This window comes from Micromonospora sp. NPDC049366, assembly GCF_044466625.1.
GTDB lineage: Bacteria > Actinomycetota > Actinomycetes > Mycobacteriales > Micromonosporaceae > Micromonospora.
Map to the genome: position 1 here is coordinate 62,313 of NZ_JBITMV010000020.1, position 21,643 is coordinate 83,955.

Consider the following 21,643-nt stretch of genomic DNA (forward strand, 5'->3'; position numbering starts at 1 on the left):
CCTTCTTACCCTGCGGCGCACCGGTAATCGACCGGAAGCGCCAGGTGTCACCGAGCCGTTCGTCTCAGCCCGTCCGCCCGTCATCTCACTACCTTTGACAGCAGGCGACCATCCGGGGAGAGACCCTCTTGACCAGAATCTGGCGCGACTTTCTCGCCGCCCTGGTGGGCGCGTTCCGGCACCGCCCGACCGGCGCGGTCACCGAGGAGCGTCGGCGCGCCGTGCAGCGGCTGGCCGAGGAGACCATCCGCGAGCACCGGCGGGCCACCGACCCGCCGAAGTGACCGGCGTACGGGGTACGGCCTGATCGACCCGGTTTCGGTGAAGTCGGGGCATCCCAGGTGCCCGGACACCCCGACTGTCGGGAAGTCGGGGTGGATCAAGCGGCACCGGACGTTCGCACTGCCCGCGTGGCGGAGGGTGTGGGATTCGAACCCACGAAGACATCGCTGCCTTACCGGTTTTCAAGACCAGCGCCATCGGCCACTAGGCGAACCCTCCCGGGCCGCGCCCCGGAGGACGCGGCCGTGCCTAGTCTGCCATGACGCGCGGCCGAGCGAGTGGGGGCCGCTCCCTGATCGCGTGGGGCGCCGATCGGTCGGCGCCCGCCCGGAGCGCGCTGACCACGGCGATCGGCACCGTCGCGGCTCCACAGTGGCCTCCTGATCGCTCGGTAGCTGAGCCGAGGACCGACCGACAGCGCCGGCAACAGCGGCGAAGCCGGCGATGCGGCTATGCGGCTATGCGGCGAGCGACGCCTTGGCGACGTCGATGGCGTCGAGCAGCTCCTCCTGGTGCGGGAACCCCTCCTCGACGACGGCGATGTCCACCCCGCACTCCCGCTGCCGCGCCCGCAGCAGCGTCTCCTCCACGGGGGCCTCCGGGAAGGCCAGCGGGTCGAGGCCGGGAACCCGGTCGACGTCCTCGACCAGGAGCCACGTGTTCTGCTCGTCGTAGCCGACCACCCCGGCGGCGATCCCCCTGGTCCACTGGTCGAAGAGCACCGCCAGGCTGGTGGCGGCCCGGACCGACGGCCAGACGTCCGTACCGATCTCGTAGCGCCAGATCTCACCCTCGCGCTCGCCCGCGAGGACGAACGTGTAGAGCAGGAAGTCGAAGTGGAACAACGGTAGTTGCCACCGCCAGGGGAACGGCGTGCCGATCGAGAGTCCCAGGTAGTCGAGCGCGTCTCCGTCCTCCGGCCAGGGCATGCGCCAGCCGGCGTTGGGCAGCAGCCGCTGGTCCGGCCACCGCTGCGCCTGCAGCCAGGTCAACTGCTCCGCCACGTGGTCGACGTCGAAGATCCGGAGGACCTGGTCCGGCGGCTGCCCGGCCGGTGCCTCGCCCTGGTCCGGCCAGTCCAGGCCGGCGGCCGTCGCCGCGGCACGGTACGCCTGGACGGCGTCGCGCAGCACGTGCAGGTCATCGAGCATCGGGAGGCTCCTCGGCCAGGCGGTCCGGCACGACGGTGAGCGGCCGGAAGGACGGGGCACGCACAGGCTAGGGGTTGAACCGGGGCCCCGGGTGCCGGGGCGGACGGATCGGGTAAGACTGGGACATGCGAGCGATCACCGTTCCGGAGCCCGGTGGACCCGACGCGCTGGTGTGGGCCGAGGTGCCCGACCCGGAGCCCGGCCCCGGTGAGGTGCTGGTGGAGGTGCGGGCCAGCGCGGTGAACCGGGCGGACCTGCTGCAACGACAGGGTCTCTATCCGCCGCCGCCGGGCGCGCCCGCGTACCTCGGCTTGGAGTGCTCCGGCGTGGTCGGCGCGGTCGGTCCGGGGGTGACCGGCTGGGAGGTCGGGCAGGAGGTGTGCGCGCTGCTGTCCGGCGGCGGGTACGCCGAGCGGGTGGCGGTGCCCGCCGGGCAGCTGCTGCCGGTGCCGGCCGGCGTCGACCTGGTCGACGCGGCGGCGCTGCCGGAGGTGGCCTGCACCGTCTGGTCGAACGTGGTGCGGCTGGCCGGGCTGCGGGCCGGCGAGACGCTGCTGGTGCACGGCGGCGGCAGCGGAATCGGCACCTTCGCGATCCAGTTCGGGGCGGCGCTGGGCGCCACGGTGCTGACCACCGCACGCGCGGGCAAGCACGACCGGCTGCGTGAGCTGGGCGCGACGCACGCGATCGACTACCGCGAGCAGGACTTCGTGGCGGAGGTGCAGCGGCGTACGGACGGTCGGGGCGCGGACGTCATCCTCGACATCATGGGCGCCTCCTACCTGGGCCGGAACGTGGCCGCGCTGGCGACCGGCGGACGGCTGGTGGTGATCGGGATGCAGGGCGGACGCAAGGCCGAGCTGGACCTGGGCGCGTTGCTGACGAAGCGGGCCACCGTGGCGGCGACCGCGCTGCGGTCCCGGCCGCCGGAGGAGAAGGCGGAGATCGTCCGGGGCGTGCGGGACGAGGTGTGGCCGCTGGTGGAGGCGGGGAAGGTCCGGCCGGTGGTGGACCAACGGCTGCCGATGGCGGAGGCGGCGACGGCCCACCGGCTGGTCGAGGGCGATCACATCGGCAAGGTGCTGCTCACGACGCGATGACGGCCGCCCCGTGGTCACCGCCGGACCCAGGTGAGGCGTCGGCCGGAGCCGGACCGTCGGACCCGGGCGGGCCGTCGGGGCGGGGCAGCATCAGCCGGGCCCCCGCACCCTCGCCGCCGAGCGCGTCACCGGGGTTGTTCAGCGTGCAGCGCTGCAACGACAGGCAGCCACAGCCGATGCAGCTGTCCAGGTCGTCGCGGAGTTTGGTCATCAGCCGGATCCGCTCGTTCAGCCGCTCGCGCCAGGTTGCCGAGAGGCGGGCCCAGTCGGCGGCGGTCGGCGTCCGGGAGGCGGGCAGCGAGTCGAGGGCCGTGCGGATCTCGTCCAGCGAGACGCCGACCTGCTGGGAGATCCGGATGAAGGCCACCCGGCGCAGCTCCGTGCGGGGGTAGCGGCGCTGGTTGCCGCCGGTGCGTTCGGCCCGGATCAGGCCCAGCCGCTCGTAGTAGCGCAGCGCGGACGGGGCCACTCCGCTGCGGGCCGAGAGCTGGCCGATGGTGATGGATTCGTGCACGCTGTCACCTTGAGTTGAAGTGGACTTCAACTTGCAGGCTAGCCGCATGACCACCACCACCGCCAATGCCACCCGGCCCGGGTCGCCCCCGCCCGCCGCCGCGACGACCCTGCCGACGCCGGTCGCGGCGGCCCTCGACCGGGTACGCGCCGGTCGCGAGTTCGGGGCCAACGTCTACTCCACCATCGACACGCTTTGGGTGCTCTACGACCGGATCCTCCGGATCACCCCCGCCACCGTCGACGATCCCGACCGGGACCGGTTCCTGCTCTCCAAGGGTCACGCGGTCGCCGGCTACTACGCGGTGCTCGCCGCGAAGGGGTTCATCCCCGACGACTGGCTGGACGGCCAGGGCGGCCCGGAGAGCCGGCTCGGCGACCACCCGGACCGGACGCTGGTGCCCGGGGTCGAGATCGGCTCCGGCTCGCTCGGCCACGGGCTCGGCCTCGGCATCGGCACCGCCCTCGGGCTGCGCGCCCAGGGTCTGCTCACCCCGCGCGTGTACGTGCTGATCGGCGACGCGGAGCTGGACGAGGGCTCCAACCACGAGGCGATCGCGTACGCGGGCGCGACCGGTCTCGACAACCTGACCGTCGTGGTGGTCGACAACCACTCGGCCACGCACGGCTGGACCGGCGGCGCGGCGGCCTGCTTCGCGGTCAACGGCTGGACCGCCGAGACCGTCGACGGCCGGGACCACGACGCCCTGCACCGGGCCCTGACCGGGCATGACGGCAACCGACCGCACGTCGTCGTCGCGGTCGTCGACGGGGAGGTGTGACCATGCGGGAGACGTTCGTGGACACCGCTACCGAACTGCTCGCCGAGGATCCGCGGCTCGCGCTGGTGCTCGCCGACATCTCGGCGGCCGCCTTCGCGCCGGCCGCGCGGCGACACCCCGACCGGGTGGTGAACGTGGGCATCCGGGAGCAGTTGATGGTGGGCGTGGCCGGTGGGCTGGCGCTCACCGGACTGCGACCGGTGGTGCACAGCTACGCGCCGTTCCTGGTCGAGCGCGCGTACGAGCAGCTGAAGCTGGACCTGGACCACCAGGGCGTGACCGCGGTGCTGGTCAGCGTCGGCGCCTCGTACGACCGGGCGGCGGCCGGCCGGACGCACCTCGCACCGGCCGACGTCTCGCTGATCGACACGTTGCACGAGTGGACGGTGTACGTGCCCGGGCACCCCGGCGAGGTCGCCGGGCTGCTGCGCGGCGCGGCGGCGGGTGACGGCTCGACGTACCTGCGGCTGTCCACGCAGCACAACGACCGGCCGTGGGGCGGCGACGGCGCGCTCAGCGTGGTCCGGGACGCCGGGCCGGGCGCGCCGCTGCTGGTGGCGGTGGGTCCGGTGCGGGACGCGGCGGTGGCGGCGGTGGCCGACCTGCCGGTGACGGTGGCGTACACCCACCGGCCGCGTCCGTTCGACGTCACGGGGCTGCGGGCGCTGGCCGGCACCGAGGTGATCCTGGTCGAGCCCTACCTGGCCGGCACGTCCAGCCGGGTGGTGTCGGCGGCGCTGGCCGACCGGCCGCACCGGTTGCTGGCTCTCGGGGTGGGGCGAGAGGATCTGCGCCGCTACGGCGCGCCCGAGGACCACACCCGGTGGCACGGGCTGGACGCCGCCGGCCTGCGCCGGTCGGTCGTCGACTTCCTGGACTCGGTGCCGGTGGCCGCCGGCTGAGCGGCGGCCGGGTCGCCGGGGGTGCCGAGCCTCAGCGGGCCGGCACGGCGGGACGGCGGCGGGTGCGCTCCCGGCCGAGGATCCAGATCGCCTCGACGCCGTCCTTCCAGGTGATCTTCTTGCCCTCTTCCCGGTTGCGGGCGCGGTAGCTGATCGGCACCTCGTAGGGGCGGATGCGGCGGCGCAGCAGCTTGCCGGTCACCTCGGCCTCCATGCCGAAGCCGCGGGAGCGGATGTCGAGCGAACGGTAGAGCGCCACCGGCATCAGCTTGAAACAGGTCTCCAGGTCGCCGATGTAGGAGTTGAACAGGACGTTCGCCGCCATGGTGACGCCCTTGTTGCCCATCACGTACCAGAAGCTGTAGGCGCTGTGGCTACCGAAGGTGCGATTGCCGTAGACCACCGTCGCGCGACCGTCGAGCACCGGGTCGAGCAGCTTGGGAATGTCCTGCGGGTCGTACTCCAGGTCGGCGTCGAGGATGACCATGTACTCACCCTCGGCGTTGTCCACCGCCGTCTTGATGGCCGCGCCCTTGCCGGCGTTTCGCGGGTGGCTGATCACCCGCAGTCGCTGGTCGTCGGCCCGGTCGAGGATCTCGGCGGTGCCGTCCCGACTGCCGTCGTCGACGACCACCAATTCGATCTCGCACGGGTAATCGACCGCCAACGCCTGCTTGAGGGCATCCGCGATGCGTTCTTCCTCGTTGTAGACCGGCATGAGGATCGAGAGCTTCACGGGATTCTCCACGGTGGCGGGCAATATATCTGGCCTAGCGTAGCCTGGCTGGTCAGCGCGGTGGTGGCCGCCACGGTAGGGCATCCGGCGTGGCGAATCCAGTTCGATGGTGTTTACTTCCCGCCATGTCGGCAGCCGGCTCCCTACTCGTGGTGGCGCCCGTCGCCGCGATGTTCCTGCTCATCGTCGCGACCCGGCCGGCCCGCGACACGGTGGTCGCGCCGCTGCGGCTCGCCGTGGTCCGGGCGGCGCTCGTCACCGGGAGTTTCGCGGTGCTCACCGTGGAGGTGCTCGGCGCGCTGCGGGCGCTGACCCGGCCCGCGTTCGCCGGCGCCTGGCTGCTCTTCCTGGTCGCCGCGGCGGCCGCGGCCGGCTGGCGCCGCCGCCGGGACGCCGCCCGCCGCGCTGACGCGGTCGCCGCCCCGCCCCGCCCCGCTCTGATCGGGGCGACCGGGGGCGCGGCGCCGGTGGACGCGGCGGGCCCGGCCACCACCGCGCCGACCCACGCCGCCGGAGGCACATCGGCCCGCGCCGGCTGGTCGGCCCGGCTCGCCGACCGCTGGCGTACGGCGGGACGCGTCGACCGGCTCCTCGCCGGCACGGTCGGCGGGCTGGTCCTGGTCGAGCTGCTGATCGCCCTGCTGGCCGAGCCGAACAACTTCGACTCACAGACCTATCACCTGCCCAAGGTGGAGCACTGGGTCGCCCAGGGCGCCCTGGAGTTCTGGCCGACCGCGATCCACCGGCAGGTCACCATCCCGCCCGGCGCCGAATACCTGCTGCTGCACCTGCGCCTGCTCAGCGGCGGCGACCGGCTGCACAACCTGGTGCAGTGGGCGGCCGGGGTGGGCTGCCTGCTCCTGGCCGCGCGGATCGCCGCGCAACTCGGCGGCGGCCGGCGGGCCCAACTGCTCACCGCGTTCGTGCTGGCCACCACGCCGATGGTGGCGCTCCAGGCGACCAGCACCCAGACCGACCTGGTGGCGGCGGCCTGGGCCGGGTGCGTGGCCACGCTGGTGCTGGACGGGCTGCGTCGGCGGACCGGGGTGGGCACCCTGCTCGGCCTCGGCGTGGCCACCGGGCTCACCGCGGTGACCAAGACCAGCGGCCTGATCGCGGTCGGTCCGCTCCTCGTGCTGTGGGGGCTCGCCCAACTGCGGCTGACCCGCCTCGGCAGCGCGGTCGACCCCGGCCGGGCCGCGTCCGACGGAGCCGCCCGGTCGGCGGGATCGCCGGTCGGCGGGGTCGCGCGTACGGTCGGCGCATCGGCGCTGATCCTGGTGCTCGCGGCGGTGGTGGTCGGCCCGTTCCTGGCCCGCGTCCACGCCGAGTTCGGTCACCCGCTCGGTCCGCCCCGGCTGCGCGAGTCGATCCCGATGGAGCGGCACGACCCGCCCTCGGTCCTGGTCAACGCGCTGCGGATCGCGCACACCGCGTTCGACACGCCGCTGGCGCCGCTGCGCCGGGCGGCCGCCGACGCGATCATCGGCGGGGCCGGGCTGCTCGGCGTCGACCCGCAGGACCGCGCGATCACCTTCGGTCGGGAGCTCTTCCCGGAGCCGGCCTGGTATCCGGACGAGGACCGGGTGGCATTCCCGCTGGCCGGATCGCTGGCCCTGCTCGGCGCGCTCTTCGCGCTGGTCCGGCCGCAGCGGATCAGCGCGGGGCGCGCCGGGCCGCTGCGGGCGTACGCGGTCGTGGTGGTGGCCGCCGTCCTGCTGCACACCGTGATGATCAAGTGGCAGCCGTGGGGGAACCGCCTGCTGCTCTACGCGCTCGTGCTGGCCGTGCCCCTGGCCGGGCTGTGGCTGGACGCGATCTTCCGGCGGCACGTCACGCGCCCGGCCGGGGCGGAGACAGCGGGGACCGGTCCCGCCACCCGGGGGCGGCGCTCGGTTGCGACGCTGGCGGCGGTGACCGTGCTGGCCGGCTCCGCCCTCGCCGGGGTGCTCGCCCTGTCGTACGGCTTCCCGCGCCGGCTGGTCGGCACGGGCTCGGTCTTCACCACCTCGGAGTGGGACACCCGGTTCCTGCGCCGCCCGCAGTGGGCGGACGAGTTCCGTTGGGCCGCCGAGGCCGTCCGCGACAGCGGCGCCCGCCGGATCGGTCTGGTCGAGCAGAACGACAACTGGGAGTACCCGTGGTGGCTGCTGCTGCGCGGCGCCGACGGCCGGTCGCCGGAGCTGGTGGCGCTCCAGTCGGTGTTGCCCGAGCGGCCCCCGGCCGATCCGTCCTCGGTGGACGCGATCGTGTGCACCGGCAGCCGGCCGGCGTGTGTGAAGCTGGTGCCGGCGGGGTGGCGGGTCGAGTACCGCGACTACGTCGGATACGCGCTGCCGCCCGGATAGTCCGAAGGGCACGGTTCGGCACACCGCGCAAGGATTACGAGACGCATTCACATCCCTGGATCCGCAGGTTACCTTCTGGTAACTCAATCGGCGTCCCACGATTGAGCGGAAAGGAGTGCGTCGATGCCTGTCTCCTCCGCCAGGCGCGAACGGGCCACCCGACGACGCGTGATCGCCGTCGCCGTCGCTGCCGCTCTCGCCCTCCCGCTGCAGGTCGCCACGGCCGCACCCGCCGCCGCGGCCGACCGGCCGGCCGTCCAGCCCCTGCCCGCCAACCTCGAGGCGATCCGCGCCGCCGAGGCCACCGCCCTCTACGGCTCGCCGGGCATCCGCCCGATCGAGCAGCGCCGCACCGCGCTGGTCACCATGGGTGACAGCGAGATCTCCGGTGAGGGGGTCGGCAACTACGTGCCCGGCACCCACCAGCCGGGCAACTGGTGCGACCGCTCGTACGACCAGGCCGTGTTCCGCACCGGCATCCCCGCCGACGAGAAGTACAACATCGCCTGCTCCGGGGCCACCCCGTGGAATCTGATCGCGGGCGGGCCCACCCAGCACAACGAGCTGAACCAGGGCGACCACCTGGCGATCAAGGCCCGCAACACACACGTCAAGCTGATCTGGGTGGTGGTCGGCGCCAACGGTGACGGCACGATCCAGTTCGGCCCCGTCGCCACCGACTGCGCCGTCCGCCGGGTCTTCTTCCAGGGCCCCTGCTACCCGACCTACACCGACCAGTGGACCGTCCGCACCGACGGCAGCCGGCAGGCGGTCGAGGACGCGATCAACGACCTCCGCAACACCATGACCGGTGCCGGCTACCTGCGGACGGACTACGAGCTGGTGCTGATGTCGTACCCCAGCCCCGGCAGCCCGGACGTCGAGGACAACCCGAACTTCCCCGGCTGGTACTCCGGCGGCTGCCTGCTCTACCTGGCCGACATGGCGTTCGCCCGGAACAAGGCGGTGCCGATGTTCGAGTCCGCGCTGCGTACGGCCGCCGCCAACACCGGCACCCGCTACCTGGACGCCAGCCGCCTCTTCCACGGCCACGAGGTGTGCACCGACAGCACCTCGGTGCGCGGCCTCTACATCGAGATCGGCATCTGGGACGAGAACGCGGCCCGGCAGTCGTTCCACCCCAACTACCGGGGCCACGGCATGTTCGCCCAGTGCATCACCCAGTTCTGGAACTCGGGTCAGCAGCGGGCCACCTGCGTCGACCCGGCGAGCACCGGCACCGGCGTGCTCTATTCGGGCCTGTTCGAGTTCAAGCAGCTCCGCAACGCCGCCACCGGCGGCTGCGTCGACGGCAAGGGATACGACTCACGCAACGGCACACCGCAGCAGTCGTACGGCTGCCACGGTGGGCGTAACCAGGGCTTCTGGTACGACGCCACGCGCCAGTCGCTGCACTCGGAGCTCTCCCACGACCGGTGCCTCGACGTGGCCAACGGGTCGCTGACGTCCGGGACGGCCGTGAACATCTACGACTGCCACGGCGGCGCCAACCAGAAGTTCGTCTTCGCCGGCAACCAGCTCAAGCCGGCCGGCAACAGCAGCCTCTGCGTGGCCTTCGACAACCCGTTGCTGGGCACCCCACGGCTGCGGCTGGCCACCTGCTCCAGCAGCACCCGCCAGCAGTGGTCCTTCCAGTCCCGCACCTTCGCCAACCCGGTCGGCTACGGTCACGACGACTTCATCGGCTCCCGGGTCTACTGAGCACACTCGCACCCGGCGGGAGTGGCCGTACCCGGACGGGCACGGGCACTCCCGCCGTGCGTCAGCCCGCTACTTCCGCCGAGGAATCACGATCAGGCGCGCCGTCGCCGCGTCGCCGTCCTTCGCGCCGGCCACACCCAGCGTCGTGCCCACCTTCACCTCGCTGGGCTGGACCGTCGTACGCCGCTCGACCACCCGCAGGTCGTCGCCGAGCCGCCAGGTCAGGCTGAACCCGTCGGTGGACTTCACCGTCACCGAGTCGCCGTCGATCGCGGTCACCTCGCCGCGCTGCACGACCACCGTCTTCGTACCGCCGTCCCGGGTCTGCACCACCGCCTCGCCGTGCATGGTGTTCCGCCGCAGCAGCACCCGGGCCTGACGGCGCTTGCGCAGCTCCTCGGCGCGCTCGCGGCGCGGCTTGTCCGCGCCGGCCGTGGGCGTGGGCGCGGCCGAGGGGGAACCGGCGACCTCCACCACGTCCAGGTCGTCGGCGTCGAAGCCCATCGCGGTGAGCGCCTGGCCCTCGGCGCCCATCGCCGCGGCGACCTCCACCGCGGTCTCCCGCGTCGGCTGCCCCGCCCGCTCGGTCACGCCGCAGCCGCTCACGCCGAGCGTGACCGCCGCCAGTAGCGCCGTACCGGCAGCGAATCCCCACCGTGCCATGACTCTCCTCCCGTCGCGCGGTAGCCCCGCCACCCGTGGACCCGGGGCCGTCGATGTGCCCAGGCTCCCGCACCGGCACGAGCGGAAGATCAGGCCGATGTTCGGGGCAGGTAAGGATCCGGGGGCAGTCGGACGGTGAACGCCGCCCCGCCCTCCGGGGCGTGCCCGGCCACGATCTCGCCACCGAGGCGACGGACCAGGCCGGCGGCGAGCGCGAGCCCGAGACCGCTGCCCACCTTGCGCACCCCGCGGTACCGCTGGTGCAGCGCGCCGCGTTCGAACGCCACCGCCAGGTCGTCGTCGGTGAAGCCCGGGCCGCCGTCCCGCACCTCGACGATCCCACCGGCCGTCGGGTCCGGGCCCGCCGGCCGGACCGCGAGCACCACCGGCGCCCCTGGCGGTACGACCCGCAGCGCGTTCTCCAACAGCCCGTCCACCACCTGCCGGATCCGGCCCGGATCGGTGTACGCCGGCACCGGGCCGGCCGGAGCCTCGACGCGGAACGCGACACCCACCGCGGCACACCGCCCGGTCCAGGTGCGCTCGACGTCGGCGGCCAAGCCGGTCAGGTCGACGGCCACCGGCTCCAGCGGAAAGTCCGCCGCCTCCAGCCGGGCCAACGCCAGCAGGTCGCTGACCAGCCGGTCCAGGTGCTCGGCCTCCGCCAGCACCGTACGCCCCGTCCCGGCCGCCTCGTCGGGTGCGATCACCCCATCGGCCAGCGCCTCGGCGTAGCCCCGGATCGCCGTCAACGGGGTGCGCAGCTCGTGCGACACGGAGAGCAGGAACTCCCGCTGCCGCCCCTCGCTCGTGGAGAGCGCGGCGGCCAGCCCGTTCAACGCCTCGGCCAGGTCGGCGACCTCGTCCGGCGGCTCGACCGGCACCCGGACCGCCCGGTCACCGGCCCGCAGCCGGGCCGCCGCGGTCGCGGCGGTGCGGATCGGCCGGGCCAGCCGGCGGGCGAGCAGGAGCCCGGCGCCCACACCGGCGGCCAGCCCGGCGAGCAGCGGCACCCAGAGGCTGACCAGCACCTGTCGCCAGACGCCGGCGGCCAGCGGTCGGGCCAGCACCACCCCGTTGCCGCCCGGCAGGGCACGCCCCTCGACGAGCGCCCGCCGCCCGTCCACCAGCCGCCGGGCGGAGACGTTGCGTCCCTCGGCGACCCGCTGCACCACCCGCGGCGGCAGACCCGACCGGTCGACCGCGCCGCCCCGGATCAGGTAGGCGTCGATGCCCTGGGTCCGCAGCTGCCGGATCAGCCGCTCCTCGTCCGCGCTGCCGCCCCGGTCGACCCGGGTCCGCAGCACCTCGGCGGCGAGGCGGGCCTGCGCGGCCAGCGCCTGCTGGTCTCCCCGCTCCACGCCGCGCAGCCCGACGGGCACCGCGACGATCGCGGTGACCAGGACGGAGACCAGCGCCACCGCGCAGGTGACCAGCACCGCCCGGGCGGTCAGCGTCCGGCCGAGCCGGGGCCGGGGCACGGCCGGTGGCGTCGTGCCGAGCACCGGCAGGGCGACGGTGGGTTCACGCATCGGCCGCGTACCCGACGCCGCGGTGGGTCCGGATCACGCTGGCGGCGCCGAGCTTCGCGCGTACCTGCGCCACGTGCACGTCGACGGTCCGGGTGCCGGCGTGGGCCGCGTAGCCCCAGACGCCGGCCAGCAGCTCCTCCCGGGTGAAGACCCGGCCGGGGCGGGCCATCAGGTGGGCGAGCAGGTCGAACTCGGTCGAGGTGAGCTGGACCGGATGACCGGCGGCGGTCACCGTGCGGCGGGCCGGGTCGAGCGTCACCGCGCCGAGGACCCGGGGCCGGCCCAGCTCGTCCGGTGGCCCGGCCGTGCGCCGCAGCACCGCCCGCACCCGGGCCACCAGTTCACGCGGGCTGAACGGCTTGGTCACGTAGTCGTCGGCACCCAACTCCAGGCCGACGATCCGATCCACCTCGTCGTCGCGGGCGGTGAGGAAGATGACCGGTGTCCAGTCGCCGGCCTCGCGCAGCCGGCGGCAGACCTCGGTGCCGGGCAGGCCGGGCAGCGCGATGTCCAGCACGCACGCCACCGGGCGCAGCCGTCGGGCGGCGGCCAGGCCCGCGTCGCCGTCCCGTTCCAGGTGTACGCCGAAGCCGTCCCGGCTCAGGTAGAGCCGGACCAGGTCGGCGATGGCCGGCTCGTCCTCGACCACGAGAACGAGCCCGCGGTTCGGTGGCTCGACGGTCACCGGCCCATGATTGCCGACGGGACGGCCCGGGCGCCGGTCCGGTGATGTTCGGGTTCGGTAAAGGCCGCGCTCAGCGGATGACGGCCCTGCGGGGGCGGCCGCCGGGCCGCCGGCTCAGCGGACGACGGCCGGGCGGAACGTGGCGGGCCGGGCGCCGGCCGGCGGCTCGCCGATCGTGGCGACGATCCGCTCCTTGGCCGCGCGCAGGCGGGTGCGGAAGGCGTGGTTGAGCAGCGCGTCGAGCTGCCACACCTGCTTCGGGTGGGTGGTCCGGATCAGGAACCGCTCGCGGACACCGTCGATGGCGGTGGCCGCCAGTTCGACGGAGCGCAGCCGCGCGTCGGGGCTCCACGTGACGTTGCTCAGCTCGCGCAGCTCCGTGTTGAGGTGCAGCCGGAGCCGGTGCAGCACCCGCGTCTGCTGGGTGACCACGAGCCGGCGGTGGGTGAGCAGGAGCAGGTACTCGCCGCCGACCGGACGGTCGGGACGGCTGCACCGGGTGACCAGGATGGTGGCATCGCCCGAGCCGACGCAGCGGCGGAACACGGGCATGTGCCGGCTGACGGTCTGGACCGCCAGACCGGCCTCGGCGGCGGCCGGAAGGAACGTTCGGGAGAAGACGTCCATGCCCTGCCCAACGACCTCCGGACAGGGGTGACGTGGGTCACGCCGGGATTTTGCAACTTCCACGCCCACGGTCGCACCGGATGTGCGACGTGGCGGGCGGCTCAGAGCAGCTCGACGATGGTGGCGTTGGCCATGCCGCCGCCCTCGCACATCGTCTGCAGCCCGTAGCGGATGCCGTTGTCCCGCATGTGCTGAAGCATCGTGGTCATGATCCGCGCTCCGGAGCCGCCGAGCGGGTGCCCGAGGGCGATCGCGCCGCCCCGAGGGTTGAGCCGGTCCGGGTCCGCCTCGGTCTCGGCCAGCCACGCGAGCGGCACCGGGGCGAACGCCTCGTTCACCTCGTACACCCCGATCTCCTCGATGCCCAGCCCGGCGCGGCGCAGCGCCTTCGCGGTGGCCGGGATGGGGGCGGTGAGCATGGTGACCGGGTCGTCGGCGGCGACCACCGCGGTGTGGATGCGGGCGAGCGGACGCAGCCCGTGCCGGCTGGCCCAGTCGGAGGTGGTCACCGCGAGCGCGGCGGCCCCGTCGGAGATCTGCGACGCCGATCCGGCGGTGACCACGCCGTCGGCGCGGAACGGGGTGGCGAGCTCCCCCAGCTTCTCCAGGGAGGTGTCGCGACGGATGCCCTCGTCGGCCGCGAACTTGCCGCCGTCGGCCAGCACGACCGGCGCGAGCTCCGGGTCGAACGCGCCCGCATCCTGCGCCGCCGCGGCCTTCTCGTGGCTGGCCAGCGCGAACTCGTCGAGCTGGGTGCGGGAGAAGCGCCACCGCTCGGCGATCAGCTCCGCGCCGACGCCCTGGTTGAACGGGAGCGGCGAGTCCTCGGCGAAGCCCTCCACACCCCGGTAGCGGTCGCGGATCTGGTCGCTGAACGGCGTGCCGCCCGCGACGCTGGAGCCCATCGGCACCCGGGTCATCGACTCGACCCCGCCGGCGACCACCAGGTCGGCCTGTCCGGACAGGACGGTCGCGGCCGCGAAGTGCAGGGCCTGCTGACTGGAGCCGCACTGCCGGTCGAGCGTGGTGCCGGGCACCGACTCCGGCCAGCCGGCCGCGAGGACGCCGTTGCGGGCGATGTTCCACGACTGCTCGCCCACCTGTGACACACAGCCCCAGAACACGTCGTCGACCTGGGTGGGGTCGATGCCGGTGCGCTCGGCCAGCGCGCGCAGCACGTGGGCCGACAGGTCGACCGGGTGCACGCCGGCCAGGCTGCCCTTGCGCCGACCCACCGGGGTACGTACGGCGCCGACGATAACCGCGTCACTCATCTTTACTCCCCGGTAACTTGGGCTGCCCCGATAGTACGTCGTCCCGCGACCGCCCGTCGGCCCCGACCCGGTGCGGTCGGCGCTTCCGCTGGCATGCTGGTCGGGTGGATGAGGCCTCCCCTTCGAGCCAGTGGCGGGTGCCGGTCAGCCTGCCGGTGGCGAAGCTCGTCGCCGGAGCGTTGTTGCTGGCCTTGGGCCTGCTCTTCGCCGACGGCGATGCGGTCCGGCTCGCCCTCGCCGGTCTGGCCGCGGCCGGGCTGGTCGGCTGGGCGCTACGCGACCTGATCGCGCCGGTCCGGCTCGCGCTGGACGACAGCGGCGTCACCGTCGTCCACGGTTTCGCCGGCCGGCGGCACCTGCCCTGGTCGGCGATCGAGGCGATCACCGTGGACCGCCGACCGCGGCTCGGGCTGACCACCGAAACCCTCGAAGTCGACGCGGGCGAGTCGCTGCACCTGTTCGGCCGGTACGACCTGGGCGCCTCACCCGCCGAGGTGGCCGCGGCGCTGCGGACCGCCCGCCGCGCCGCCGACGCCTGACCGCACCCGTCGCCGGGGCCGGCGGCGCGGGCACGGGCGGCGCTGGCGCGGGCGGCACGGGCGCGGAGGGCACGGGCGCGGAGGGCGAGCGACCAGGAGTGCCGCGAGCGCTATGACTGAGAGGCATATTTATGCCGCTCGGTCATAGCACTCGCGAGACTTCATGCCCCCGCAGCCGCTTGGCGCCCACCCGTCGACCGCAGCCCGGCAGGCGTGAACCCGCGAGCGGAGCCGGCAGACGGCAGGCGGACCCTTCAGCCGGCGATGAGCTGCGCGGTCCGGATCAGCGCCACGCCGATCAGGGCCACCACGATGATCGCACCGCCGGCGAGCTGCACCAGCGAGCGGCGGGACCGGGGGGCGTACGCGAACACCAGGGCGGTCAGCGCACCGATCACCAACCCGCCCAGGTGACCGGCGACGGAGATCCCCGGCACGGTGAAGGTGAAGATCAGGTTGATGACCAGTACCGGCAGGATCGCCGAGGTGTCCCGGCCGAGCCGGCGCATGATCACGAAGATCGCGGCGAAGAGCCCGAAGATGGCCGTCGACGCGCCGACGGTCGGCGGCTTGGTGGGGGCCGAGATGAGGTAGACCGCCACGTTGCCGCCGAAGCCCGCGATCAGGTAGAGGGCGAGGAAACGGAGCCGGCCGAGCACCGCCTCCAACTCCCGGCCGAGCACCCACAGCGCCCACATGTTGAGCAGCAGATGCAGCACGCCGTAGTGCAGGAACATGGCGGTGATCAGGCGGTACCACTCGCCGGCCGCGATACCGTGCACCGGGCCGAACGGCACGTAAGAGGCGTAGCCGAGCACGCCGCCCCACAGGGTGAGCGGGGTGCTGCCACCCAGCAGGCCGCCGAAGCCGGACCCGCCGACCGCCGCGTCCCCACCCCGGTCGGCGGCGATGGAGATGACCATGAGCAGCACGTTCAGCGCGATCAGGGTCTTCGTCACGTAGCCGTGCCGGCCGGCGGCACCGCCTCCGAAGGCGGTGCGCGCCGGCCGGACGCTGCGGCGTCCCTCGCTGACGCACTCCGGGCACTGGTGCCCGACCGAGGCCGCCCGCATGCAGTCCGGGCAGATCGGCCGCTCACAGCGGGTGCAGCGGACATACGTCTCCCGGCCCGGGTGCCGGTAGCAGACGGGGGTGGTCGGCGGCGACTCGCTCACCGGCCCCGCCCTCCGGAGCGCTCAGTCATGCGAGCAAAGGTACCGCGCTGTCGCCTCAGTCAGCGCTGCCCTCGATCTCGACCCGCTCGATGACGACGTCCTGGAGGGGACGGTCGCTCGGGCCGGTGGGGGTGTTGGCGATCGAGTCGACGACCTTCGCCGACTGCTCGTCCGCGACCTGACCGAAGATGGTGTGCCGGTTGTTCAGGTGCGGCGTCGGGGCGACGGTGATGAAGAACTGCGAGCCGTTGGTGCCCGGCCCGGCGTTCGCCATCGCCAGCAGGTACGGCCGGTCGAAGCGCAGCTCCGGGTGGAACTCGTCGGCGAACTTGTAGCCCGGCCCACCGCGACCGGTGCCGGTCGGGTCACCCATCTGGATCATGAAGCCGGAGATCACGCGGTGCGAGATCGTGCCGTCGTAGTACGGCCCGCTGCCCGGCTGACCGGTGCGCGGGTCGGTGTACTCGCGCTTCCCCTGGGCCAGTTCGACGAAGTTGCGGACGGTCTTCGGCGCGTGGTTGGGGAAGAGCTCCAGACGGATCGGGCCAGCGTTGGTGTGCAAGGTGGCGTAGACAGCCTCGGCCACGGGTACTCCTCACTCGTTGGTCAGTTCCATGCGGATCCTCCCATGTGCCCGATCTGGCATCGCGGAGGCATCCGAAGGTGGAGGATGACGAAGGAACAACTCCCAGGAGGTGGGACCGTGTTTGGAAGGGGACGGCGAAAGTCCCAGGGGCGGCTGGCCCGGGCCGAGCTGAACCAGAGCATCAACCATCTGATGCAGGCGGCCGCGTACGCCGCGAGGGGCGCCGGTGCGACCGTCGGCCCGCGGGTCCAGGCGGCCCGGGACTACGTCGGACCGACGGCGGTGAAGGTGCGTGACCGCGCCGCGACCGGCTGGGGGACGACGCTCACCTCGCTCGCACCGCTCGCCGTGGCCGCCCGCGACGGCGCCGTGCAGGCGGGTTCGATGACCAGGAAGGCGAAGTCGAGGAACATGCGGATCACCGGGAAGAAGAAGCAGTCGCGTCGACGCGGCTCGATGATGACCGGCCTGCTGGCTGCGGGCGCGGTCGCCGGGCTGGCCGGCGCCATGGCCATGCGCCGCCGCCGCGAGCAGCAGGAGTGGGCCGAGTACGACCCCACGCGCAGCCTGGAGCCGGTGCGCGACGACATCGACACCATCGAGGTGCAGACCCGCTCGACGCCGGGCGGGGCCAAGATGGCCGACGCAAGCGCGTCCGGAGTGGGCGGTGGCCCGGTCGCCGCCGGCAGTTCGGCGGTGGCGGGCGGCGGCAGCGCGTCCACCACCTCGCCCACCAGCAAGTCGAAGATCCAGCCGACCGACAAGGTCCCCTCGGCCGCCGAGGGCGCCAAGGAGGTCTCCGGCCGCCCGGCCGACGACCTCACCAAGGCGCTGGGCAAGGACACCGCCCGCACCAACGGGCGCCGCTGACCGCGGCGACGGCGGAAAGCGCCGGCGAGGCGGGGTGGACCCCCGCTACGCCGGCGCTTCCACGTTCCGGGGAGAGACCCGCCCCGACGGGCCGGCAGGTCAGAGCCAACCGTTGCGGCGGAACCAGCGGTAGAGGCCGAGCGAGATGCCGAGCATCAGGGCGAGCACGACCGGATAGCCGTACGTCATCTTGAGCTCGGGCATGTTGTCGAAGTTCATGCCGTAGATGCCGGCGATGGCGGTCCAGACCGCGGCGATGGCGGCCCAGGCGGCGATCTTGCGCATGTCGTTGTTCTGATCGACGGTGACCTGGGCGAGCCGCGCCTGGAGGATCGAGTTCAGCAGGTCGTCGTACGAGTTGACCTGCTCGACGGTGCGGCTCAGGTGGTCCTGGACGTCCCGGAAGTAGCGCCGGATCTCCTTCGGCACCTCCCGGTTGACCTGGGAGGTCAGCGTGAGCAGCGGGCGTTGCAGCGGCACCACGGCCCGCTTGAACTCCACCAGCTCGCGCTTCATCTGGTAGATCCGCTGGATCCGGCCGCTGCCGTTGCGGTCGAAGACCTGGGCCTCCAGCCGGTCCAGGTCGTCCTCGATCTGGTCGGCGACCTCCAGGTAGAGATCGACCACCCGGTCGGTGACCGCGTACGCGACGGCCCACGGGCCCTGGAGCAGGAGGTCCTGCTTGCTCTCCAGGTCGGCCCGCACGGGCGAGAGTCGGCAGGCGTCACCGTGCCGGACGCTGATCAGGAAGTGCGGGCCGATGAAGAGCATCACCTGCCCGGTCTCCACCACCTCGGAGTTCTCGGTCAGCTCGGCGTGCTCGCAGTAGCGGGCCGTACGCAGCACCAGGAAGCTGACCTCGCCGAACTGCTCCAGCTTGGGGCGCTGCTCGGCCTTGACCGCGTCCTCGACGGCGAGCTCGTGCAGCCCGTACGTCTCGGCGATGGCGGTCATCTCCGCCAGCTCCGGCTGGTGCAGCCCGAGCCAGACGAAGCCGTTCTCCTCCCGGCGGGCGGCCGCCAGCGCCTCGGCGTAGGTCCACTCGCCGGGCTGCCGCCGGCCGTCGACGTAGAGCGCGCAGTCGATCACGCCGCTGCGTCCGCCGGCGCCGGTCGGCTCCGGGGTGGGATGGGAGCCGTCGGCGTTGAGGATCCGGCTCATCGCCCGGACCGGGGCCGCCCAGGCCCGAGGCAGGACCCGTGCTCCCTGCTGCGGGGCCGTCCGCCCCTGCTGTGCCCGATCGGTCATCGCTCCCCCTCCCCGCGCTCCGCTGCGGCTTGCAGGTTACGCCGCATCGAACGGTCACTGCCCGTGACGTTCGTCGGGGGTGGCGCCGGGCGGGCCGGGTCGCATCGGGGGATCGAGGGGGACGACGCGGCCCGCCCGGCGCCCTGTGGGGGCGGGGGATCATGCTGGTCACGCCACTCTTCGCGCGGTTCTCGGCGGTCCGGCCCCGGTCAGTGCCCGGTGGCGGCTCGGAGCCAGGGCCGTGACGTCCGCTACACGATGTGAGTAACGCTCGCAGCATTGTGGGCCGCCGGCCGCCCGGGCGGGAGTCCCGAGACGGCCGGCATCGTCGTTTTGTCGGAAACCCGACAGAATTATCAGCCGCGCGCGGCCGCCACCGCCTCCGCCAGCCGCCGGACGCCCTCGTCGATCTGGTCGACGGTGACGGCGGAGAAGGCGAGCCGCAGCGCGTTGCGCCCGCCGTCGACGACGAAGTCGCTCCCCTTGACCACGGCCACGCCACGCTCGGCGGCAGCCGGGGCGACCCGGTCGGCCAGCACGTCCGCCGGGAACTCCACCCAGAGGAAGTAGCCGCCGTCGGGCTCCACGAACCGCGCCTGCGGGAGGTGCCGGCGCAGCGACTCGGCGAGCACCCGGGCCCGCTCGCCGAGCGCGGCCCGGACCGTGTCGATCGAGCGGTCGATCTGGCCCGAGACGCAGAACTGGTGGACGATCGCCTGCGCGACCATGCCCGGCGAGATGTAGAGGCTGGTGGCCTTCTTGGCGATGTCGGCGATCAGGTTCGCCGGGCCGACCAGGTAACCGACCCGGACGCCGGGGCAGACCGTCTTGGTGAAGCTGGAGGCGTGGACGACCACGTCCCGGGTGTCCAGCGAGAGCATCGACGGCAGCGGCTCGCCCCGGAACCGGATGTCCGCGTACGGGTCGTCCTCGAAGATCGTGAACTCGTACTCGGCGGCCAGGTCGAGCAGCTCGCGACGCTTCTCCAGGGAGAGCGTCACACCGGCCGGGTTCTGGTAGTTCGGGATGATGTGCGCGAGCCGGGGGCGGACCCCGGACTCCAGCAGCTTGCGCAGCTCGGCGGTGTCGAGGCCATCCGGCTGGATGGTGACGCCGTGCAGCTCGCTGCCCATCCGCTGGAGGTTCTGCAGCGTCCGGTCGTACGTCGGTCGCTCGACCACCACCGCGTCACCGGGGCGGACCAGGTGGTCGAAGAGGAAGGCGTCGGCCTGGAGCGAACCGTTCGTGACCAGCACCTGCTCCGGTGTCACCCCGTGCTTCTCCGCGATCCACTTGCGGAGCGGGAGGTAGCCGACGGAGGTGCCGTACGCCGTGACCCCAGCGGGATCGGCGTCGAAGGCGCGGACGGCGGCGGCCTTGAGCCCCTCGACATCGACGATGTCCAGCGACGGAGCCCCGCGGGCGAAGGAGATCAGCTGCTCGGCGGTCATGGCTGTTCAGCGTACGGGCGGCTGCCGGGACCACGCGGACGGCACGGCGATGTCCGCATCCTGAGCCACCGGGTCGGGTGACCCGGGGCCGCCCGCCGGTCGGGAAGTCAGGCCGGAAGGGCGAGCGGGTCGAGCTGCGGCGCCCGGGAAAGCGCCTCCACGTGCAGGCCGAGCTCCGCGCGCCCGTCGGACGGACAACCCCGGCCACCCCGACGCGTCGCGATCAGGCGCCTTGTCCGAGATCCGCCGCTCGTAGTCGGTGCACCGACTGTTGCATGATCCAGCTCGGCACAGGCGCTGTCACGGCACGCACGATCTCCCACCCCGCGCGGCCGTACATCTCGACGTTGCCGGGGTTGCTGGTCACCAGCACCGCCGGCACGCCGTCTGCCGCGGCGCGCCGCAATCCGGCCCCCATGACGGCGTGACCCCAGCGACGGCCGGCATAGTTCGGGTGCGTGCCCAGAACACCGAGGTACCAGAAGGGACCGGCCGGCCGGATCTGTCCGCCATCCACGACGAGCGACTGTCCGGTGATGTACGCGGCCTCGTCGCTGGCGAAGAACAAGGCGGCGTTGCCGATGTCCGCGACACTGCCGAGTCGCCCGGCGGGGATCGAAGCGCCCATCTCGTCCAGGTACGCCTGGCCCAGCTCGGCGAGACCTTCGGTGACGATGTTGCCGGGCAGCACCGAGTTGATCGTGATCTTCCTGGGGGCCAGCTCCATGGCCGCGGGCTGTCCCCAGCGGCTTGAGCACGTTGTTTCGGGCCGGGACCGTCAGCGGTCGCGGCCCTCCTGTTCGGGACAGACGCGGCTCAACGCGCGGGTTCAGGGCTGAGAGGACCGTCACCACGACGACTCACCGGCCTGCTGGTGTGCCGACAAGGCCGTTCGGGGACGGGGGCGGGTGCGCGGGCCCAGCACGCAGCGGCCCGCCTGATGTGAGAGCGCCGCTGACCCCGGCCGGAGACACCGGGCCGGGGCCGCAGCGACCGCCTCAGCTCGTGCCGACCATCCGGTTGTCGGCCCAGACCCGCATGATGTCGCGTACCGAGATCACCCCGGCCACCTCGCGGCCGTCGAGCACCACCAGGTGCCGGAAGCCGCCCCGGGCCATGGCCGCGGCCGCCTCCTCGACGGTCCAGTCCGGACCCGCGTAGACCACGTCCCAGGTCAGGTGGGCGCCGGTGCGCTCGACGTCGCAGTCGAGGCCCGCGCCGATGGCGTTGAGCACGTCGCGTTCGGTCATGATGCCGACGCCCTCGGAGTCCGGATCGATCACCACCGCGGAGCCGATCCCGCGCTCGGACATCATCGTCGCCGCCTGCCGGAGGGTGTGCTCCGGACCGACGACGAGGACCTGGCTGGACATCGCTTCCCGCACCTGCATCACACATCACCCCTTTGGGACGGTGGCATCCGGTAGGGACATGGTGGGCCGTCGATGTTACCGGGG

22 protein-coding genes and 1 tRNA gene are annotated in these 21,643 nt (G+C 73.1%); 8 read left to right on the forward strand and 15 right to left on the reverse strand.

The genetic code is table 11. From position 1 onward, the window contains the following. Window positions 1-128: 128 nt before the first annotated feature. The gene (locus tag ACIBTV_RS25745; RefSeq protein WP_396708904.1) at window positions 129-284 is read left to right on the forward strand and encodes a hypothetical protein; all 156 of its coding nucleotides are present in this window, start codon (window positions 129-131) and stop codon (window positions 282-284) included. Window positions 285-411: 127 nt separating this feature from the next. Here ACIBTV_RS25745 and ACIBTV_RS25750 read toward each other — a convergent pair. Further along, window positions 412-501: transfer RNA gene (locus tag ACIBTV_RS25750), tRNA-Ser, on the reverse strand. 239 nt (window positions 502-740) lie between these two features. Further along, on the reverse strand, window positions 741-1,433 hold the full coding sequence (locus tag ACIBTV_RS25755; protein ID WP_396708906.1) for a hypothetical protein: 693 nt from the start codon (window positions 1,431-1,433) through the stop codon (window positions 741-743). Window positions 1,434-1,558: 125 nt separating this feature from the next. Here ACIBTV_RS25755 and ACIBTV_RS25760 point away from each other — a divergent pair, with 125 nt between their 5' ends. Then, window positions 1,559-2,533 carry an NAD(P)H-quinone oxidoreductase gene (locus ACIBTV_RS25760; protein ID WP_396708908.1) on the forward strand — a complete coding sequence of 325 codons (975 nt, stop codon included), beginning with the start codon at window positions 1,559-1,561 and terminating at the stop codon, window positions 2,531-2,533. On the opposite strand, the gene soxR is transcribed toward ACIBTV_RS25760, so the two are convergent. Then, window positions 2,520-3,047: a redox-sensitive transcriptional activator SoxR gene (gene soxR / locus ACIBTV_RS25765; protein WP_396708910.1), complete on the reverse strand. Its 528-nt coding sequence runs from the start codon at window positions 3,045-3,047 to the stop codon at window positions 2,520-2,522. The two genes, ACIBTV_RS25760 and soxR, sit on opposite strands and share 14 nt — an antisense overlap. A gap of 46 nt (window positions 3,048-3,093) precedes the next feature. Between soxR and ACIBTV_RS25770 the strand changes: the two genes are divergently transcribed. Continuing rightward, window positions 3,094-3,828: a transketolase gene (locus ACIBTV_RS25770; protein WP_396708912.1), complete on the forward strand. Its 735-nt coding sequence runs from the start codon at window positions 3,094-3,096 to the stop codon at window positions 3,826-3,828. Between the two features lie 2 nt (window positions 3,829-3,830). Next, on the forward strand, window positions 3,831-4,730 hold the full coding sequence (locus ACIBTV_RS25775) for a transketolase family protein (RefSeq protein WP_396708914.1): 900 nt from the start codon (window positions 3,831-3,833) through the stop codon (window positions 4,728-4,730). Window positions 4,731-4,761: 31 nt separating this feature from the next. Here ACIBTV_RS25775 and ACIBTV_RS25780 read toward each other — a convergent pair whose 3' ends face one another. Beyond that, a complete protein-coding gene (locus ACIBTV_RS25780) occupies window positions 4,762-5,466 on the reverse strand; it encodes a glycosyltransferase family 2 protein (protein WP_396709015.1) in 705 nt (234 codons plus the stop codon). 125 nt (window positions 5,467-5,591) lie between these two features. Here ACIBTV_RS25780 and ACIBTV_RS25785 point away from each other — a divergent pair, with 125 nt between their 5' ends. Together ACIBTV_RS25785 and ACIBTV_RS25790 are read left to right on the forward strand one after the other, a co-directional pair. After that, window positions 5,592-7,814: a hypothetical protein gene (locus ACIBTV_RS25785; RefSeq protein WP_396708916.1), complete on the forward strand. Its 2,223-nt coding sequence runs from the start codon at window positions 5,592-5,594 to the stop codon at window positions 7,812-7,814. Window positions 7,815-7,937: 123 nt separating this feature from the next. Beyond that, window positions 7,938-9,536 carry a ricin-type beta-trefoil lectin domain protein gene (locus ACIBTV_RS25790; protein ID WP_396708918.1) on the forward strand — a complete coding sequence of 533 codons (1,599 nt, stop codon included), beginning with the start codon at window positions 7,938-7,940 and terminating at the stop codon, window positions 9,534-9,536. A 69-nt stretch (window positions 9,537-9,605) separates the two neighbouring features. Here the strand turns inward: ACIBTV_RS25790 and ACIBTV_RS25795 are convergent, their stop codons facing one another. From ACIBTV_RS25795 to ACIBTV_RS25815, 5 genes are all read right to left on the reverse strand, one after another. Beyond that, window positions 9,606-10,199: a hypothetical protein gene (locus ACIBTV_RS25795; protein ID WP_396708920.1), complete on the reverse strand. Its 594-nt coding sequence runs from the start codon at window positions 10,197-10,199 to the stop codon at window positions 9,606-9,608. A gap of 89 nt (window positions 10,200-10,288) precedes the next feature. After that, window positions 10,289-11,731 carry a sensor histidine kinase gene (locus tag ACIBTV_RS25800; protein ID WP_396708922.1) on the reverse strand — a complete coding sequence of 481 codons (1,443 nt, stop codon included), beginning with the start codon at window positions 11,729-11,731 and terminating at the stop codon, window positions 10,289-10,291. Continuing rightward, window positions 11,724-12,416: a response regulator transcription factor gene (locus ACIBTV_RS25805; protein ID WP_396708924.1), complete on the reverse strand. Its 693-nt coding sequence runs from the start codon at window positions 12,414-12,416 to the stop codon at window positions 11,724-11,726. Before ACIBTV_RS25805 ends, ACIBTV_RS25800 begins: the two co-directional genes overlap by 8 nt. A 114-nt stretch (window positions 12,417-12,530) precedes the next feature. Then, the gene (locus tag ACIBTV_RS25810) at window positions 12,531-13,043 is read right to left on the reverse strand and encodes a hypothetical protein (RefSeq protein WP_396708926.1); all 513 of its coding nucleotides are present in this window, start codon (window positions 13,041-13,043) and stop codon (window positions 12,531-12,533) included. Between the two features lie 101 nt (window positions 13,044-13,144). Then, window positions 13,145-14,317, reverse strand: coding sequence for a thiolase family protein (locus tag ACIBTV_RS25815; protein WP_396708928.1), 1,173 nt, complete (start codon window positions 14,315-14,317; stop codon window positions 13,145-13,147). Window positions 14,318-14,421: 104 nt separating this feature from the next. Here ACIBTV_RS25815 and ACIBTV_RS25820 point away from each other — a divergent pair, with 104 nt between their 5' ends. Continuing rightward, on the forward strand, window positions 14,422-14,856 hold the full coding sequence (locus ACIBTV_RS25820) for a PH domain-containing protein (RefSeq protein ID WP_396708930.1): 435 nt from the start codon (window positions 14,422-14,424) through the stop codon (window positions 14,854-14,856). Between the two features lie 254 nt (window positions 14,857-15,110). On the opposite strand, the gene ACIBTV_RS25825 is transcribed toward ACIBTV_RS25820, so the two are convergent. Both ACIBTV_RS25825 and ACIBTV_RS25830 read right to left on the reverse strand, forming a co-directional pair. After that, window positions 15,111-16,031, reverse strand: coding sequence for a rhomboid family intramembrane serine protease (locus tag ACIBTV_RS25825; protein ID WP_396708932.1), 921 nt, complete (start codon window positions 16,029-16,031; stop codon window positions 15,111-15,113). Window positions 16,032-16,086: 55 nt separating this feature from the next. Then, window positions 16,087-16,617: a peptidylprolyl isomerase gene (locus ACIBTV_RS25830; RefSeq protein ID WP_091594003.1), complete on the reverse strand. Its 531-nt coding sequence runs from the start codon at window positions 16,615-16,617 to the stop codon at window positions 16,087-16,089. An 84-nt stretch (window positions 16,618-16,701) separates the two neighbouring features. Between ACIBTV_RS25830 and ACIBTV_RS25835 the strand changes: the two genes are divergently transcribed. Then, window positions 16,702-17,487 (forward strand): hypothetical protein, encoded by a 786-nt coding sequence (locus ACIBTV_RS25835; protein ID WP_396708934.1) that lies wholly within the window; start codon window positions 16,702-16,704, stop codon window positions 17,485-17,487. 99 nt (window positions 17,488-17,586) lie between these two features. Here ACIBTV_RS25835 and corA read toward each other — a convergent pair whose 3' ends face one another. The 4 genes from corA to ACIBTV_RS25855 all read right to left on the reverse strand — a co-directional run bounded on the left by corA (window position 17,587) and on the right by ACIBTV_RS25855 (window position 21,577). Continuing rightward, complete coding sequence (gene corA / locus ACIBTV_RS25840) at window positions 17,587-18,735, reverse strand: magnesium/cobalt transporter CorA (protein WP_396708936.1); 1,149 nt, start codon at window positions 18,733-18,735, stop codon at window positions 17,587-17,589. A 356-nt stretch (window positions 18,736-19,091) separates the two neighbouring features. Next, complete coding sequence (locus ACIBTV_RS25845; protein WP_396708938.1) at window positions 19,092-20,186, reverse strand: PLP-dependent aminotransferase family protein; 1,095 nt, start codon at window positions 20,184-20,186, stop codon at window positions 19,092-19,094. Window positions 20,187-20,409: 223 nt separating this feature from the next. Beyond that, window positions 20,410-20,913 (reverse strand): SDR family oxidoreductase, encoded by a 504-nt coding sequence (locus tag ACIBTV_RS25850; protein WP_396708940.1) that lies wholly within the window; start codon window positions 20,911-20,913, stop codon window positions 20,410-20,412. Window positions 20,914-21,184: 271 nt separating this feature from the next. Next, window positions 21,185-21,577 carry a cyclic nucleotide-binding/CBS domain-containing protein gene (locus tag ACIBTV_RS25855; protein WP_396708942.1) on the reverse strand — a complete coding sequence of 131 codons (393 nt, stop codon included), beginning with the start codon at window positions 21,575-21,577 and terminating at the stop codon, window positions 21,185-21,187. Window positions 21,578-21,643 lie beyond the last annotated feature (66 nt).